Origin of the sequence: Gayadomonas joobiniege G7, from assembly GCF_000300815.1 — a bacterium.
Taxonomy (GTDB): Bacteria; Pseudomonadota; Gammaproteobacteria; order Enterobacterales; family Alteromonadaceae; genus Catenovulum; species Catenovulum joobiniege.
Genome location: NZ_AMRX01000006.1, coordinates 811,234 through 827,859 on the forward strand (window position 1 = coordinate 811,234; position 16,626 = coordinate 827,859).

Below are 16,626 nucleotides of genomic sequence, written 5' to 3' on the forward strand. Positions count from 1 at the left end.
AGTTTTCTTGAACAGCTAAACCTATCCGCGTGCAACAACTTGTTATAACTGCCGATCACTTCCTCCAATCCTTGATATACAAGACATTATTATTATCAAGTTGAATGACCTTTTTCTCTTTCAATTTCTTTTCTGCCACATCACCATATTTTTCGACTTCATCAATCGCGATAAACGTTTGCTTTCCTGTGGACTCATACAAAGCAATTAGCTTAGCGACAGCATCATTCTGGATATTCTTAAACAATACTGAATCATGAACCAAGAAAGGTAACGCAGTAACCTCCAAAAAAGCCAAGTCAAGCAGTATTAAATTTGAATAAGCCTTGCCTGTTCCAGTATCTTCTACCAGTTCGAAAGTGTAGCTATTTTGACCAAGATTAAGTTTAGGACTCCTCCTTTCCTCGCTATATATCTCCGTGACATTTCTTCTATTTTTGTCATTGAGTATATCTTCGATCAACTCCAAGATTCTAATCTTCTCGGCAGCAAGAAGTTCTTTTGATTCCTTTAAATCCGCTTTAACCTGGGTGTCCATCTCGAAATACTCTATTTCTTTACTGGCCACGGAATGGTCTTGCGACAACTCATAAACTCTATCAATAACGACATTTGGATTATCCAACTCTGCCAATGAGGCAGCAATTTTCTTGTCGATTAAATCGATTTCTTCACTTATTGAAGATAATAGTAAATCTAATTCAGCCTCGCTACTCCTCAACTCCTTTCTTAGTATTTTGGTAATACTTGAGTGAAATGACTCAACTTCTTCGAGCTTGGTAGTATTTACATCGGGGAAGTATTTTACCAGGGGTTCTAAGTGCTTACTTTTTATCGCTTTATTTTGGTTTATATCATTTCTCACTCGAAGCAGTCTACTATCTAATCTAAGTTTCTCTTCTAGAAGCCGATCTTTCTCAATTTTTAACTCCATAACCTCTCTGTTCGCTATTTCTGAAATATTGACGGCATATTTCTTTAGATTATTTTTAATTTCCTTAATCTCAGAATCTATAGCATTAATTCTATTAACGTTTTCCTTGTACTTCTTCTTAGTTGTTTTAGAAATTAATCCAGTTTTAGCTGCTTTACTAATCGTAGTCTTTTGGTCATTTCTGTCTTTTACAGTTTCCGACAGAATTTTTATCGGCTCGTATTTTTTAAAGAGCTTAATTGTATTCGTTACACAATCGGAGGGTTTCTGACCTTTAAAACTATGGAGAGGGTGCTTTACATCAAGATTTTCTTTCCCCCATACTCTGGAGAAAAGAGATACAATTGATCGGAAAGAAAGCTCGATATCTCCCAGCGAATAAGACGCCTTTAGAAAGGCTGTGTATTCCTCGATACTAATGGGTTTCACTTCAGCATACTTATCATCGCACTTATATACTAAGTCTGGGGTATGCGTTCCCCTTCTAAAGTGAACCCACTCCTTTCCACACTGGAAAGCAAAAAAATAATCATGATGGCCGAGCTCATCGACAACATCTTTATTATGGTCTAGAAATGACTCCCCACCATACACGAAGTCGAGGACCATAAGCAGCGTTGACTTGCCAATCGAATTCGTGGCGACACTGTCGCCTAACACAACATTCAGGCCTGAGTGAAACTTGATAGTCCTCTCCCTGAACTTATCACAACGAATTTCAATTAACATATCTAATAACTCCTTCATCCTCTTCCAATTCGATCTTCCCTAATACAAATAGCACATCAAGCGCCAACATAAACTCACTAATATCTTCAAATTTATCTAATCGATCATGGATCAGGTCTGACAAAGAAATCACCTCAACTTCTTCCAGAATCAAAAAGCTAATCTTAGCTAAAATCGAGTTGTCAAAACTTGTAAACTTACTAGGAAAGGACATTAAAAAACCTCGCAATTTTGGATGAAGAACGAGGCCATAATTTCTGCTGCATCATTAGTTTTTGGTTTTGTTTTTGCATAAATCCACGAAACTATATTTTCAAATATGGTTTGCTGATCAACCCCCATATTTTTTTGTTTTAAATAGTATGTCTTGATCTGCAGTGATATAATTTCAGAAAAATCAGAATTGACGTTGTCTAGCTCTGAGAATTTTCTTCTGATAAATATGAAGTACTCTCTAACGTTACCTTTGATTTTTACTTTGGTTGGCCTTGACATAGTAGAGTCTAGCTTCTCATCGACTTCTCTGGGTTTGAAATCAATTTCAGCATCATTTTCTAGTTCCGGATCATCGTATATGGCTTCTATGATCTGACTTATTTCATCTTCAATCGTATATCTTTTCCAAATCGCTTCTTGGCCACTACGATCAATGAGCTTCTTCTTATGTCCAAGTAATGTTCGATACTCCTCGACAGTTCTAGGCTTATCAAACTTCCCATGACAGATCTCGCACAAAGGTATGATGTTGTTTTCGTCGTTTACGTCATCACTTAGAAGTTCTTCGTCCTGCAATAGTTGCTTTTCTTTTTTAGTGGGGTTTAATGGGTATATATGTGCCAGCTCATAGTTTTTGAAGCTTTTGCCACTCTTTTTATAGAAAAGAGGCTCAGCACATAAGGGGCACACTCGACTAACCTGTGAAAGCAAGGCCACATTTTGCGCATCAGAATATTTCTTTCTTGGATTACTCATCCTTGAACCACTTTCATATTATGTAGAACCTCCGCAAAAGTTATGACACTTTAGTATTCATACACACTGACTGTGGATGAACACCTTGTTAAACGGGCAAACGGCACAACCGGTATAATTGGATGCGGCTGGTTTGATTTATGCTATAGGAATTTGCTTTTTTAAGCTGAGCTGGCATGGTAGGCGATTTCCTTGTTGTTTGCATTTCATCAATCCATTTTTAGCGCGTTTGTTCGCTTAATAAGTTTTAATTTAAGCCAAATGAGTCGTTTTTTGCAACTTTATTTTTAATATGCACAGCAATGTCTAACCCAACCCTTTGGGCTTTTTTGTTAAAGCCTTTATTGCTTTAAAAATTTCAGCCAGTGAGTGCCGGCTCTATTAACTTTCTGTTTGGCAATAAAATACGGTCAACACAATCTAAACATAGTTAATTAAAACCCATAATGCCCATGTTGCACTTATCAACGCTTAACTATTTTTAGCTGGCGTAAAGTACGCTATACTTGCGCGCCTTAATCCAAGGTGAATTTTTTAATCAGGTGTAGCATGACAGTCTCGCAATTTGACCCTTCTCAAACAACCAGTTTAGAAACCGCAGAAAAAGTTTTGCGCAGCGATCTTGGCGCAAAACAAGCGCCAAAAAGTAACAAAGTTGGTTTTGTTAGTTTGGGCTGTCCAAAAAATCTGGTCGACTCTGAACGCATTTTGACTCAGCTGCGCAGCGAAGGCTATCAAGTTGTGCCAAGTTATGAAGACGCTGGACTGGTGATTGTAAACACCTGTGGTTTTATTGACTCAGCAGTGCAAGAGTCGTTAGACACTATCGGCGAAGCTTTGGCCGAAAACGGCAAAGTTTTGGTGACAGGTTGTTTAGGTGCAAAAGAAGACGAGATCCGAGAAGTTCACCCAAATGTACTGGGTATCACAGGCCCGCACGCGTACGAAAACGTCATGCAGCAAGTTCATCAGGTTTTACCAAAACCTGAACATGATCCCTATACTCAGTTGGTACCAGATACAGGGGTCAAACTAACTCCCAAGCATTATGCTTATTTAAAAATATCTGAAGGCTGTAACCACAGATGTACCTTTTGCATTATTCCATCGATGCGTGGTGATTTAGTCTCACGACCAATTGCCGACGTATTAAGCGAAGCTAATCGCTTAAAAGCAGCCGGTGTAAAAGAGTTGTTGGTTATTTCGCAAGATACTTCCGCTTATGGTGTCGATTTAAAAAATCGCACCGAATTTGTTGATGGTATGCCCATTAAAGCGGGTTTTGAATCTCTGTGTAAGCAGTTAAGCCAATTAGGCATTTGGGCGCGTTTGCATTATGTATACCCCTACCCACACGTTGATAAAATTGTGCCACTTATGGCGCAAGGTGCCTTATTGCCCTACTTGGATATTCCATTTCAACATGCCAATAAACGCATTCTTAAATTAATGAAGCGACCCGGCAATGTGGACAAAACCCTTGAGCGAATTCATAAATGGCGTGAGATTTGTCCTGAGTTAGTGATACGTTCAACCTTTATTGTTGGCTTTCCGGGTGAAACAGACGCCGAGTTTGAAGAATTATTAGCATTTTTAGAAGCGGCTCAGTTAGATCGGGTCGGCTGTTTTAAATATTCGGACGTCGAAGGTGCGGTAGCTAACGAACTGCCAGATCCGGTGAGCGAAGCGGTTAAAGAAGAACGTTATCACAGGTTTATGCAAGTACAGCAGGCTATTAGCGAAAAGCGCCTTGCCCAGCGTGTTGGTAAAACTTATCAAATTTTAATTGACGAAGTCGACGAAGAAGGTGCAATTGGACGTTGTTTTGCCGATGCACCCGAAATTGACGGCATGGTGTATTTAAACGATTGCATCGACTTAAAACCGGGCGATTTAGTAAAGGCTAAAATTATTGCATCAGACGAATATGATTTGTGGGCTGAACCGATCGCATAAAGGGCTCAGCCATTTAAATCTTGTTTGTTTTCATCCATCTTATTGGCGGTTTTAAACATAAGATCGCCAACCACTTGATCAACTCTAATTTGTTTTATAAAACGATAATTTGCTTGTTCAAAAAAGGTTTTATATTTTTCAACCGTGGCTAATACGGCCACCCCTTCGCTGTTTTCTGTTTCGTTGACCACTGAGTCTATTGCTGATAATAAAAACTGACCTAATCCTTGTTTTTGATAATTTGGATGAACCGCAACAAAAGAGATCAAATGATAATGGCTTGCGGGCACAGATTGGCGAACTAATGCATCTTTATTCATCATATTTCGAGTAGAGACAAAACCTGTGGTTAACATCATTTTTAAACGCCAATGCCAAGGTCTGTTTTCACCAAATCCAGCGTTGGGTAGCGTGACACAAGCAATAGCTATGGGGTGATGTTCTCCGTCATAAATGCCAACAATTGGTTGTTTTTTATCAAAATAAACTAACAGTTCTTCTCGGATCGCCGCCCGCAAGCGAGCATCATAACCGTCTTCTTTTTCATTAAAACAATGTTTAAAAAAAGGATCGTCTTGATACGCTAAATACAAGAGTGAGCTGGCGATATTCATATCCTCGGCCGATAAATAAGCGGCGGTTAAGTTAGCAGGCATATCCGGCATACGTAGTCCTTAATTTATTTAGCGTTAATATTAAATAATCGAACACTTTAAAGTTTTTGCAAGTCTAATTTACGCCAGTAGCGATTGATGATTAACAACAGAACGGCGATTAGAAGCAAATAATACGCTGTGTATGGCGCTTGATTTGCACTGATTTTTTGCATGATATGTCGGCTTAAAAACTGCTCAGACTTCTGCATTTCATTCAATAACTGACGAATGCGCGATCGTGTTTTTTGATAATCAGCTTGTGCCGCTAACATGGCAGACATTAACCGAGTTAACTCAGCTTGATTTAAAACCGCTTGAGTCGCGTCACTATCTAACCAAACCTTTAACGCTTTTTTCGTAGGTATATCGTTAAAATCGTTTAACTGCGCCAAAAATTTGCTCATTAACTCAGGTTTTGATGAAATTTCAGTCAATTGCTCTTGGCTAGCCGCATTTAAAATTAACTCACTTTGCGCTAAGTTTATATCAGCCGTGGTTTGCAAGGCTTCAAACTTAGCTAACCCTTGCCCAAAATTGAGTGCATTAAACAAATCCGTTCGATTAGCGTTCGCTGTTAGCGAGGCCATATTTGTTTCGTTTTGATACGTTTGAAAACGCCTAATGGGCTCTTCTAACGATGATTTTAGCTGGTTTTTAACAAAAATAATGGTTTGCACCAGGGATTGATGTTGCGCTCGGAGGTCTAATAAACGATTTTCGTCGGCTAACCAGTTTTGTCCATTTGCAAGCAGATTCGAAAACCTTAAAACCGGCTCGGTTAAATTAGCTTGTGCTAACGGATGAGATAACATAGGCTCAAGTTGTTGTTTAATTTGATGTAATTTGGGCTGAATATGAGCAAGTGGTGTGTTGGGATCTTGAATGTCGATTTGGCTGGTTAATAATAAACTTTTAAAGCTTTCACTGGCCAACATATAGTTTGCATTCTCACTGGCCTTTTGATCACCGCTAATGAGTAAATACACTATAATACTGAGCATTAGCAGCAATATGGCGTCAACCCAAGCAAAACGCTGCCAAACCAGGTTTAAATAAACCCTGAATAGACGCTTTTGTTTCGCTACAGTGCTTTTGCCGACACTATTTTTGGGCACAACCCGAGGTTGCTCAGGTTTTGTTTTAGTGTCTAGGTGCAAGTCTGCGTGAGCATCTGCTTGAATCTTGCTGTTTAAATTGGCCTTGTTTTGCTCAGCCAAGGTTTGTTTAGCGTCACTATCTGGCGCTCTGTTCGAAGGCGGATCTAAAGGTAATGATGTCTGCTGCATAAAATGGCTCATTTGGTCATTTTTTAACATGTTAGCGGTTGATTTAATAAAAGCCAACCATATAACCGAAACTTAACTATTGAACTTAGAGAATATCCTATGAGCTTAAAACTTGGTGTGGTCATGGACCCCATTGCAAATATCAAAATTCATAAAGATTCAACGTTTGCAATGTTATTAGAGGCGCAGCGACGCGGCTACGAAATCTACTACTTAGAAATGCAAGACCTGTTTTTGCAACAAGGGCGCACCTTTGCCAATATCCGAAAATTATCTGTAGTAGAAGATCCCAAAAACTGGTTTGAGCTGTCAGAAGATATTCAAGAAGTGCCTCTTTCAGACTTAGACGCTGTGTTAATGCGCAAAGATCCCCCCTTTGATACTGAGTATATTTATGCGACTTATTTACTTCAGCGCGCCGAAGATGAAGGCTGCTTAATTGTAAATAAACCTCAAAGTCTACGCGATGCAAACGAAAAATTATATACCGCTTGGTTTAGCGAGTTTACCCCAGAAACCTTAGTGACTCGAAGCAAAGAAAAATTAAAAGCGTTTCATAAAAAGCACAAAGACGTCATTTTAAAACCGCTGGATGGCATGGGCGGTGCGTCGATTTTTAGATTAAAAGAAGATGACGCCAATGTTGGTGTGGTGATCGAAACCCTTACTGAGCACGAAAGTCGCTATGCAATGGCTCAAGTGTATATCCCAGAGATTAAGCAAGGTGATAAACGTATATTATTAGTGGATGGTGAACCGGTTGAATATTGTTTGGCTCGTATTCCAAGCGATGGAGAAACCCGTGGTAATTTAGCCGCTGGTGGCCGAGGTGAAGCCCGTCCATTGTCAGAATCAGATTTTGAAATTGCCCGTAAAATCGGCCCTGTTGTGAAAGAAAAAGGGTTAATTTTTGTTGGGTTAGATGTAATTGGGGATAAATTAACCGAAATTAACGTAACCAGCCCAACCTGTATTCGCGAGATTGAAGCCGCGTATGGCATTAATATTTGTGCCCGTTTATTTGATGCAATCGAAAAACGCGTAAAGGCATAAATTGGGGGAGTGTGTGTTTGCTAGGCCAGTTTTGTCTGCGTATTGTTAGCGTCGCCTGCGGCGGTGCTAACCCACGTCAATTAAACACGGGCTTTTTCTGCGGTTTGTTAGCAACGCCTGCGGCGGTGCTAACCTACGTCAATCAAACACAGGCTTTTTCTGCGATTTGTTAGCAACGCCTGCGGCGGTGCTAACCTACCAAATAATTTTAAGATTTGGAAAAATCGACTACTCTGGTTTGGGTAAATCGGCTTCTTCGACCCGAGCTTTTAATTTTTGCCCGGGTTTAAAAGTCACAACCCGACGAGCCGTAATAGGAATATCTTCACCTGTTTTTGGGTTACGCCCCGGACGCTCGCTTTTATCACGAATGTCAAAGTTACCAAATCCAGATAATTTAACTTGTTCGCCATTTTCAAGGGCTGCTCGTATTTCTTCAAAAAATAACTCAACAATTTCTTTTGAATCTTTTTTGTTTACACCCAGTTGTTCGAATAAGTGTTCTGCTATTTCGGCTTTAGTCAGTGCCATGCTTAGTCTCTCAAAGTCGCTGCAAATTTACTTTCTAATTGAGCAATAATTTTATCAGTTATTGCTGAGATCTCTTTTTCTTCTAAAGTTTTATCAACATCCTGAATAATTAAAGAAACTGCAAAGCTCTTTTTATCATCTTGAATGCCTTCTCCCTGATACACATCAAATAAATTCAACTCAACTAATTGATTTGCACCTAGGTTTTCAATTTCTTTTAAAATTGTACCCAGTTCCGTCTGCTTATCAACTATAAAGGCTAAATCTCTTCTATTTGATGGAAATTTAGACACTGGTTTAGCTTGAATCATCTGCTTATTTAACAGCACATCGATATTTAACTCAAAAACGAAAGCTTTTGTTTTTAAGCCAATATCTTTTGCTGCTTGTGGATGAACAGCGCCAATAAAGCCTAAATATTCATTGTTTTTATAAATAGCAGCAGATTGGCCAGGATGCAAGGCCGTATGCGATTGAATTTTAAACTCATAACTCGCACTAAGGTCAATTTTAGCTAAAACTTGCTCTACATCACCCTTTAAATCATAAAAATCGACTGGTGTTTTATCTAACGACCAGTGCTCACCATGTTTTAGTCCAGTGATCACTCCGCTTAATACATTTGTCTGGCGGATTCCGTTTTCAGCGGTGTTATCAGGAATAAATTTTAAACCTGATTCAAATAAACGCACTCTATTTTGCTGACGGTTGACGTTATAAATCACACTATTTAACAACCCCGTTAAGTGCGAAACGCGCATCGCCGACATATCCGCCGAAATAGGATGCGGTAAAATTAACGCATCAATATCTGGGTGCAGGGCTTTTTGCGCTTTAGGGTCAACAAACGAGTAAGTAATAGCTTCTTGATAACCTAAAGCCGCAAGTTGGTGTTTGACACTATTTAAGCTGATTTTTTGTTCGGAGTGAGCGGCCATTTTTAATGCGCCAACTGGGGCTACATTAGGAATGTTGTTATAACCATAAATTCGGGCAACTTCTTCGATTAAGTCGACTTCTATCGCAATGTCGAAGCGATAATCTGGCACTATGACTGTCCAGCCTTGCTCGTTTTGTTGCGGCTTTAAACCTAAACGCGCGAGCATTTCGGTCACTTGATCAATTGCAAAGTTAACTCCGATTCGAGCATCAAGCTTTTCTTTTCGCAACGTTAATTGGCGCTCAGCTGGTAGTTTTTCGGCTTGCTCTTTAAGCGTGACGGGGCCTGCTTCACCACCACAAATTTCGATAATTAATTGGCTCGCGCGTTCGATTGCTTGTATTTGAATGCTGGCATCTACGCCGCGTTCAAAACGATGAGAAGAGTCGGTGTGTAAACCATACTGACGTGCTTTCCCCATCATATAGTCTGGCGAGAAAAACGCACTTTCTAATAAAATATCCTGAGTTTGTGAACCAACACCCGAATCTTTACCTCCAAATACCCCAGCAAGTGCGAGTGCTTTGTTAGCATCGGCAATCACTAAGGTATCTGTGCTTAAGTTCACTTCTTGGCCGTCTAACAAAGTCAGTTTTTCATTTTCATTAGCGTAGCGAACACAAATTTTTTGCTCAACTTTAGCTAAATCAAACGCATGCATGGGTTGGCCCAGCTCTAACATCACAAAGTTAGTGACATCAACCACAGGATCAATCGAACGGATGCCGCTACGGCGTAACTTTTCAACTAACCAAAGCGGGCTTTTAGCCTTGATGTTTATACCTTTTATAATACGACCGGCGTATTTTGCGCAAGCGTCTGGGGCTAATAACTCAACTTCTGGGCTGTCATCGATACTGGCAGCAACAGGAGCCACTTGCACGGCTTTAACATCAGTATTATTTAATACCCCAACTTCACGCGCTAAACCAGCAATGCTTAAGCAGTCGGCTCGGTTAGGTGTTAAATCTACTTCGATGCAGGCATCATCAAGTTGCAACAATTCGCGCACATCTGTGCCTACTTTAGCGTCTTCTGGCAATTCCATAATACCAGGTGCTTCATCTAACATGCCCAGTTCCGCTTCGGAGCACAACATGCCAAACGAGGCCACACCACGTAATTTAGCTTTTTTAATTTTAAAATTGCCAGGCAAAACGGCACCCACAGTGGCAACCGCTACTTTTAAGCCTTGACGACAGTTTTTAGCACCACAAACAATATCTAACAGTTCATCAGCGCCCACATCGATTTTAGTTACTTGTAATTTTTCGGCGTCAGGGTGCGGCCCACATTCAACAACATGACCTACCAATACGCCGCTAAATTCGGCCGCAGCTGGTGTTACTTCATCAACCTCTAAGCCGGCCATGGTAATTTGCTCAACCAGTTCAGCACGGCTGATGTTTGGGTTAACCCATTCTCTTAACCAAGATTCACTAAATTTCATAATTCTTTTCCATCAACCTTATCTGAACTGTTTTAAAAATCTTAAGTCGTTTTCAAAAAATGCACGTAAGTCATTCACGCCATAGCGCAACATAGTGAGTCGCTCTACCCCTAAACCAAACGCAAACCCTGTGTATTTTTCTGGATCTATATTCACAGCTTTTAAAACGTTCGGGTGAACCATGCCACAACCTAATACTTCTAACCACTTGCCATCTTTAGTTTTTATGTCAACTTCGGCTGATGGTTCTGTAAATGGAAAAAACGAAGGTCTAAAACGTACTTCTAACTCTTCTTCAAAAAAGTTTTGTAAAAAGTCATACAACAAACCTTTTAGCTGTGAAAAATCGGCTTTTTCGTCAACTAACAAACCTTCTACCTGATGGAACATAGGCGTATGAGTTTGATCGTAATCATTACGGTATACACGCCCCGGTGAGATAATTCGTAACGGCGGCTGTTCGCTTTCCATGGTTCTGATTTGCACACCCGATGTTTGCGTTCGCAATACTAATTTAGGGTTAAAATAAAAAGTATCATGGTCTGCTCGAGCTGGATGATTGTCAGGGATATTTAATGCATCAAAGTTATGCCAGTCGTCTTCTACTTCTGGACCTGTTCTAACCTGAAAGCCTAACTCGCTAAAAAATTGCTCAATACGGGTAATGGTACGGGTGACTGGATGAAGCCCACCCATGTCACTTTTACGACCCGGCAAACTGATATCAATGCTTTCTTCGGCGAGTTTTTTGTCCATTTCGGCTTGTGCAAACGCTTGTTTTTTATCGTTTAACAATGCCATGACTTGTTGTTTGGCTGCGTTAATCGCTTGCCCTGCTTTAGGACGCTCTTCATGCGATAATTTGCCTAAAGTTTTCATTTGCTCGGTAAATAGGCCTTTTTTACCTAAATATTCTACGCGGATGTTATCCAACGTAGCAGAATCTTGCGCTTCGTTAATCGCTGCCTGCGCCTGTGCAACTATGCCATCTAAATTCATTAAGATGTATCCCCAGATCTGTGGCTTATTTTTGAATTATGCTTGGTCTTTTGACCCTTAATAGGTGGGATTTTACCTGATTTTTCAGCTAAATAAACGCAAAAAAGGGGCCTAAGCCCCTTTTTAACTAAATTCGATGCCGAACTTAGGCTAAAGCTTCTTTTGCTTTTTCAACTAAAGCAGTGAAAGTTGCTTTATCATATACTGCAATGTCTGCCAGGATCTTACGATCGATTTCAACAGAAGCCTTTTTCAGACCATTGATGAAACGGCTGTAAGATAAACCGTTTTGACGAGAAGCAGCGTTGATACGAGCAATCCATAATTGACGGAATTGACGCTTACGCTGACGACGGTCACGGTATGCATATTGACCAGCTTTGGTTACGGCTTGAGCAGCAACACGATAAACACGACTACGCGCGCCATAATAACCTTTAGCTTGTTTTAATACTTTTTTGTGAGCTGCGCGAGCAACTACACCACGTTTAACTCTTGGCATGAATCAGTCTCCTCTTATGCGTATGGCAACATGCGTACAATCAATTGAACATCGTTTTGATGAACCTGAGTTTTTGCACGTAAGTGACGTTTACGCTTAGAGCTCTTCTTAGTCAGGATGTGACGTAAGTGAGACTGCTTACATTTAAAACCGCCAGAAGCAGTTTTTTTGAAGCGCTTTGCAGCACCTCTATGGCTTTTGATTTTTGACATTGAGCTTACTCCGCATTGTCAATTAATAAACACACAGCAAGGCGAAACCACTAAGGATTTACTTTGTGCCTTTACTGCTTCTTGTTTGGCGCCAACACCATGATCATTTGACGACCTTCAACACGATTTGGGAATGATTCACAAACCGCAATATCTGAAAGATCACCTTTGATTCGATTCATCAAATCAATACCAATGTCCTGGTGAGCCATTTCACGACCGCGGAAGCGGATAGTTACTTTGGTTTTATCGCCATCTTCTAAAAAGCGCTTCAGGTTGCGTAGTTTTACCTGATAGTCGCCAATATCGGTTCCGGGACGGAATTTTACTTCCTTCACCTGAATTTGTTTCTGCTTTTTCTTTTGCTCTTTGGCACTTTTGCTTTTTTCGTAAAGGAACTTACCATAATCCATTACGCGGCAGACAGGCGGATTAGCATTTGGACTGATTTCAACTAAGTCCACTTTAGCAGCGTCGGCCGCGTCTAAAGCTTCGTTAAGGCTTACCACCCCTACTTGTTCACCGTCAACGCCAATAAGGCGCACTTCTTTTGCATCGATTTCTTCGTTTATACGTGCTTTGCCTGTATCAGGCGCTTTTCTACCACCTTTAATGGTTCATTCCTCCACAAAAATTATAATCGTTTGGTATCAGTATCGCTTTGCAATAATTTGACGAAATCTTCGTAATCCATAACGCCAAGATCTTCCCCTTTGCGGGTTCGCACAGCAACCTGACCCTTCTCTAACTCTTTATCACCCACAACCAACATGTATGGGATACGTTTTAAAGTATGCTCGCGGATTTTAAAGCCAATTTTTTCATTTCTCAAGTCAGCAAAGGCTCTAAATCCATTTTTGTTTAATTTTTTTGCAATATTAGCACAATATTCCGACTGTTTGTCGGTTATATTAACTACAACAGCTTGTTGTGGTGATAACCAAACAGGGAAATGCCCCGCATACTCTTCGGTTAAAATACCAATAAATCGCTCTAACGAGCCTAAAATTGCACGGTGAATCATCACAGGCACTTGACGGTCGTTGTTTTCAGACACATAACTTGCGCCTAAACGCGATGGCAATGCAAAGTCTAGCTGCACTGTACCGCACTGCCAAGCTCTATCTAAACAATCAAACAAGGTAAATTCGATTTTAGGACCGTAAAACGCACCTTCACCCGGTTGCAGTTCGTAGTCGATGTCGTTCGCTTTTAACGCTTCGGCTAGTGCGGCTTCTGAGCGATCCCACATAGCATCATCACCAATACGCTTTTCTGGACGTGTTGATAATTTAACGGCAATGTTTTTAAAACCAAATGTTTGGTAGGTATCAAATACCATTTTAATGCAATCACTTACCTCGGCTTGTACCTGTTCTTCGGTACAAAAGATGTGTGCATCATCTTGAGTAAAACCACGAACTCGCATTAATCCATGTAATGCACCCGAAGGCTCGTTACGGTGACAACAACCAAACTCAGCCATACGGAGTGGTAAATCACGGTATGATTTTAGACCCTGATTAAAAATTTGCACATGCCCTGGGCAGTTCATTGGTTTAATGGCATATTCACGTTTTTCACTTTCAGTGGTGAACATGTTTTCAGCGTATTTGTCCCAATGGCCTGATTTTTCCCATAATACACGGTCCATCATAAGCGGACCTTTAACTTCTTCGTAGTCGTATTCTTTTAATTTTTCACGAACAAAGTCTTCTAACGCGCGGAAAATCGTCCAACCGTTGTTGTGCCAAAAGACCATACCTGGCGCTTCTTCTTGCCAGTGAAATAAGTCTAACGCTTTACCAATTTTACGGTGATCGCGTTTTTCGGCTTCAGCTAATCGGTTAATATAAGATTTTAACTGTTTTTTATCTGCCCATGCGGTGCCGTATACACGCTGCAACATTTTATTGTCTGAGTTACCACGCCAGTACGCACCTGCCACTTTCATTAATTTAAAGTGCTGACAGAACTTCATATTTGGTACGTGTGGACCACGACACATGTCGATATATTCTTCGTGGTGATACAAAGCAGGCTGATCATCTTTAGCGATGTTTTCATCCAAAATCTGCATTTTGTAAAACTCACCGCGAGATTCAAAAGTATCTCTTGCCTCTTGCCAGCTGACGACCTTTTTTTCAACTGGGTAATTTGTTTTAGCCAGCTGTAACATGCGTTTTTCTAACTTGTCCAGATCCTCTTGCGTCAACGAGTGATCTAAATCGATATCATAATAAAAACCATTATCTATGGTTGGCCCAATTGCCATTTTTACATCAGGAAATAGTTGTTTTATCGCATGCCCTAATAAATGCGCACATGAGTGACGAATAATTTCTAAGCCGTCTTCATCTTTTGCGGTAATAATTTCTAAATTGGCATCTTGACTGATTAAATCACAAGCATCTTTGCGCTCACCATTGACACGGCCAGCAATGGTCGCTTTGGCTAAACCAGCACCAATCGACTCGGCTACTTGCAATACAGAAACCGCTTCATCGAAGGCTTTTTGACTTCCGTCAGGCAGGGTAATAACAGGCATTATGTTTCCTTTTTTCCAGTGGTGACACCTACCAAGTGCCACTTGTTGTTAAACAAATTTTTTTAAGGGCGCTAATCATACTGAGTTCGCTTCTGGCTGTCGACATCAAAAGATGAATTTTTGTTTAAACAAATTAAAGATTAACCTTAACAAAGCAGTGAGTTATACTTGCCAGCCGCTTTTTTGTGCAAGGTTAATTTAATGTCGCAGCAAGTCCCCGCCTCGCAATTAAATGTGCTGGCTAAACTGAATACTATTTCGCAAACGCCTAATGGCGACCACTCAGTGCCTTTGTTGCCACTTTTGTCTGCATTTAACCAACGTCTTGAGCAAACTCAAAACCAGAGCTTTTTATTATGCGCGGAGCATAATCCGGTTAATTTTTTGCGCTGGTTAAATTCAGACATACTTCTTATTGATAAAATTTCTTCGCGTGAAGTACTCGGATATTTTCATCGCTTGCCGTCTGGCAAAATGAAATTTGTCGCTGGCTTATTATTTTCTGGCAGCCAGTCACATGCGGCCATCCCAGCTGAGCTATTGCTGCAAAACTATGAGCTGTTAACTATGGTGGGTGAAGTATTACAAGATCGTCAGTTCCACGCCCATCGATTATTAACAGACGTTAGCCACGAGCAGCTTAAACATTTTCCATCCGCATCTATTCGGCTACAAAAGAATATTATTATTTATGGGAATTACCCAACGTTAGCTGAGCTAAACAATTTATTGCCAACGCTGCGCGAACTGACCGGCGAGGAGTTATATGAAGCAGACTATGTCGCCGAAATAAATCAAAGCACCTTAACTAGCTTCAAATCTTTTGCCGAAACCTACTATCGCGCAGAACTTAGTGCCGATCAGTTAAATAGCTTAATTTGGGCGCTGGCACGTAACATAGAAGATCAGCATTGGTTTGCGTTAAATACTGAGCTGTTAAATCGCCTTTTTAGCCGGCTGCCCGAGCACTTTAGCCAAACCGATGTTGAGTTAGCTGTGCTTGCGATTCAGGGCACCCATTCAGCAAGCCGTTTATTTAGTTTTGAGCAAATTCGCAATGGTTCAGTTAAGGTTGATTTCAGCGGTGAAAAAGTAGGCCAGATTAATGGTTTAACTGTGGTAGAAACAGCGCTCGCAGAATACGGTGAGCCCTCTCGTATCACAGCAAATATCTTTGCCGGCGAAGGAGATATTAGCGATGTAGAACGAAAAGCAGATTTAGGCGGTAATATTCATGCAAAAGCCATGATGATTTTGGCGTCGTTTGTAAGCCGAGTATTTGCCAAACATGACCCATTAGCCATTTCGTGCAATCTGGTATTTGAGCAATCGTATCACGAAGTGGATGGTGATAGCGCATCCTTAGCTGAATTGTTTGCGCTACTGTCAGCCATTACCAAAGTCCCTATTAAACAAAATATTGCGGTTACGGGCGCGATTGACCAGTTGGGGAATGTATTAGCGGTTGGTGGTGTTGATTTAAAAATTGAAGGTTTTTATACCTTAGCTAAACTTAAAGAACCATTTGAAACACATGCTGTGATTATTCCGGCAGCCAATCGTAAAAATTTAAATTTATGCTCCGAAATTGTCACTGCAGTAGAACAAGGTTCGTTAATCATACATACGGTGGACCATGTTGACCAAGCATGTGAGTTATTAACCGGCTTAAAACCGACACAAGCCGATCAGCAAGGTTTGTATGATATAGTGCAAGATGAATTAGATAAATATGCTGGAAACGATAGACACAGACGTCATTTTTGGCAAAAATTTAAAGGTTTTTTTTACAAAAACGGGTAAATTTGCAGCAAAGACTTGTTTAGCTAACAAGTGTTCGCTAAAGTGTGCGCCGTTT

Annotated in this window: 15 protein-coding genes; 3 read left to right on the forward strand and 12 right to left on the reverse strand. The window is 40.5% G+C overall.

The genetic code is table 11. The features are described from left to right. Positions 1 to 55: 55 nt before the first annotated feature. From C727_RS0110830 to C727_RS0110840, 3 genes are read right to left on the reverse strand one after another with little or no spacing between them, the layout of a single operon-like run. Entirely contained in the window at positions 56 to 1,663 is a 1,608-nt protein-coding gene (locus C727_RS0110830; protein ID WP_017445664.1) for a DUF2326 domain-containing protein, read from the reverse strand. Further along, positions 1,653 to 1,877, reverse strand: coding sequence for an ABC-three component system middle component 7 (locus tag C727_RS19930; protein WP_017445665.1), 225 nt, complete (start codon positions 1,875 to 1,877; stop codon positions 1,653 to 1,655). The genes C727_RS0110830 and C727_RS19930 overlap by 11 nt, the downstream gene beginning before the upstream one ends. Further along, on the reverse strand, positions 1,877 to 2,635 hold the full coding sequence (locus C727_RS0110840; protein ID WP_017445666.1) for an ABC-three component system protein: 759 nt from the start codon (positions 2,633 to 2,635) through the stop codon (positions 1,877 to 1,879). The genes C727_RS19930 and C727_RS0110840 overlap by 1 nt, the downstream gene beginning before the upstream one ends. A 549-nt stretch (positions 2,636 to 3,184) precedes the next feature. Between C727_RS0110840 and rimO the strand changes: the two genes are divergently transcribed. Continuing rightward, positions 3,185 to 4,591, forward strand: a complete 1,407-nt coding sequence (gene rimO / locus C727_RS0110845) for a 30S ribosomal protein S12 methylthiotransferase RimO (protein ID WP_017445667.1) — start codon at positions 3,185 to 3,187, stop codon at positions 4,589 to 4,591. 5 nt (positions 4,592 to 4,596) lie between these two features. On the opposite strand, the gene C727_RS0110850 is transcribed toward rimO, so the two are convergent. Next, positions 4,597 to 5,256: a GNAT family N-acetyltransferase gene (locus C727_RS0110850; RefSeq protein WP_017445668.1), complete on the reverse strand. Its 660-nt coding sequence runs from the start codon at positions 5,254 to 5,256 to the stop codon at positions 4,597 to 4,599. A 47-nt stretch (positions 5,257 to 5,303) separates the two neighbouring features. Then, positions 5,304 to 6,533, reverse strand: a complete 1,230-nt coding sequence (locus C727_RS0110855; protein ID WP_155949218.1) for a hypothetical protein — start codon at positions 6,531 to 6,533, stop codon at positions 5,304 to 5,306. A 99-nt stretch (positions 6,534 to 6,632) separates the two neighbouring features. Between C727_RS0110855 and gshB the strand changes: the two genes are divergently transcribed. After that, entirely contained in the window at positions 6,633 to 7,586 is a 954-nt protein-coding gene (gshB, locus tag C727_RS0110860) for a glutathione synthase (protein WP_017445670.1), read from the forward strand. A gap of 228 nt (positions 7,587 to 7,814) precedes the next feature. On the opposite strand, the gene ihfA is transcribed toward gshB, so the two are convergent. From ihfA to thrS, 7 genes are all read right to left on the reverse strand, one after another. Continuing rightward, a complete protein-coding gene (ihfA, locus tag C727_RS0110870) occupies positions 7,815 to 8,117 on the reverse strand; it encodes an integration host factor subunit alpha (RefSeq protein WP_017445672.1) in 303 nt (100 codons plus the stop codon). A 2-nt stretch (positions 8,118 to 8,119) separates the two neighbouring features. Beyond that, positions 8,120 to 10,507 (reverse strand): phenylalanine--tRNA ligase subunit beta, encoded by a 2,388-nt coding sequence (gene pheT, locus C727_RS0110875; RefSeq protein WP_017445673.1) that lies wholly within the window; start codon positions 10,505 to 10,507, stop codon positions 8,120 to 8,122. Positions 10,508 to 10,525: 18 nt separating this feature from the next. Beyond that, positions 10,526 to 11,506, reverse strand: a complete 981-nt coding sequence (gene pheS / locus C727_RS0110880; protein ID WP_017445674.1) for a phenylalanine--tRNA ligase subunit alpha — start codon at positions 11,504 to 11,506, stop codon at positions 10,526 to 10,528. Between the two features lie 145 nt (positions 11,507 to 11,651). Next, positions 11,652 to 12,008 carry a 50S ribosomal protein L20 gene (rplT, locus tag C727_RS0110885; protein ID WP_017445675.1) on the reverse strand — a complete coding sequence of 119 codons (357 nt, stop codon included), beginning with the start codon at positions 12,006 to 12,008 and terminating at the stop codon, positions 11,652 to 11,654. Positions 12,009 to 12,022: 14 nt separating this feature from the next. Further along, entirely contained in the window at positions 12,023 to 12,220 is a 198-nt protein-coding gene (rpmI, locus tag C727_RS19360) for a 50S ribosomal protein L35 (RefSeq protein ID WP_081579211.1), read from the reverse strand. Positions 12,221 to 12,291: 71 nt separating this feature from the next. Then, positions 12,292 to 12,834, reverse strand: a complete 543-nt coding sequence (infC, locus tag C727_RS0110890; protein ID WP_081579212.1) for a translation initiation factor IF-3 — start codon at positions 12,832 to 12,834, stop codon at positions 12,292 to 12,294. Positions 12,835 to 12,854: 20 nt separating this feature from the next. Then, positions 12,855 to 14,768, reverse strand: a complete 1,914-nt coding sequence (thrS, locus tag C727_RS0110895) for a threonine--tRNA ligase (protein ID WP_017445677.1) — start codon at positions 14,766 to 14,768, stop codon at positions 12,855 to 12,857. Between the two features lie 201 nt (positions 14,769 to 14,969). Between thrS and C727_RS19080 the strand changes: the two genes are divergently transcribed. Continuing rightward, positions 14,970 to 16,571, forward strand: a complete 1,602-nt coding sequence (locus tag C727_RS19080) for a S16 family serine protease (protein ID WP_017445678.1) — start codon at positions 14,970 to 14,972, stop codon at positions 16,569 to 16,571. The last annotated feature ends 55 nt before the right edge of the window (positions 16,572 to 16,626 follow it).

Bases quoted from the DNA above. Each gene is read 5' to 3' on its own strand.
- ihfA (WP_017445672.1), bottom strand. From the start codon at position 8,117: ATGGCACTGACTAAAGCCGAAATAGCAGAACACTTATTCGAACAACTG.
- C727_RS0110840 (WP_017445666.1), bottom strand. From the start codon at position 2,635: ATGAGTAATCCAAGAAAGAAATATTCTGATGCGCAAAATGTGGCCTTG.
- C727_RS19080 (WP_017445678.1), top strand. From the start codon at position 14,970: ATGTCGCAGCAAGTCCCCGCCTCGCAATTAAATGTGCTGGCTAAACTG.
- rpmI (WP_081579211.1), bottom strand. From the start codon at position 12,220: ATGTCAAAAATCAAAAGCCATAGAGGTGCTGCAAAGCGCTTCAAAAAA.
- pheT (WP_017445673.1), bottom strand. From the start codon at position 10,507: ATGAAATTTAGTGAATCTTGGTTAAGAGAATGGGTTAACCCAAACATC.
- C727_RS0110830 (WP_017445664.1), bottom strand. From the start codon at position 1,663: ATGTTAATTGAAATTCGTTGTGATAAGTTCAGGGAGAGGACTATCAAG.
- thrS (WP_017445677.1), bottom strand. From the start codon at position 14,768: ATGCCTGTTATTACCCTGCCTGACGGAAGTCAAAAAGCCTTCGATGAA.
- rplT (WP_017445675.1), bottom strand. From the start codon at position 12,008: ATGCCAAGAGTTAAACGTGGTGTAGTTGCTCGCGCAGCTCACAAAAAA.
- C727_RS0110850 (WP_017445668.1), bottom strand. From the start codon at position 5,256: ATGCCGGATATGCCTGCTAACTTAACCGCCGCTTATTTATCGGCCGAG.
- rimO (WP_017445667.1), top strand. From the start codon at position 3,185: ATGACAGTCTCGCAATTTGACCCTTCTCAAACAACCAGTTTAGAAACC.
- gshB (WP_017445670.1), top strand. From the start codon at position 6,633: ATGAGCTTAAAACTTGGTGTGGTCATGGACCCCATTGCAAATATCAAA.
- pheS (WP_017445674.1), bottom strand. From the start codon at position 11,506: ATGAATTTAGATGGCATAGTTGCACAGGCGCAGGCAGCGATTAACGAA.
- C727_RS19930 (WP_017445665.1), bottom strand. From the start codon at position 1,877: ATGTCCTTTCCTAGTAAGTTTACAAGTTTTGACAACTCGATTTTAGCT.
- C727_RS0110855 (WP_155949218.1), bottom strand. From the start codon at position 6,533: ATGCAGCAGACATCATTACCTTTAGATCCGCCTTCGAACAGAGCGCCA.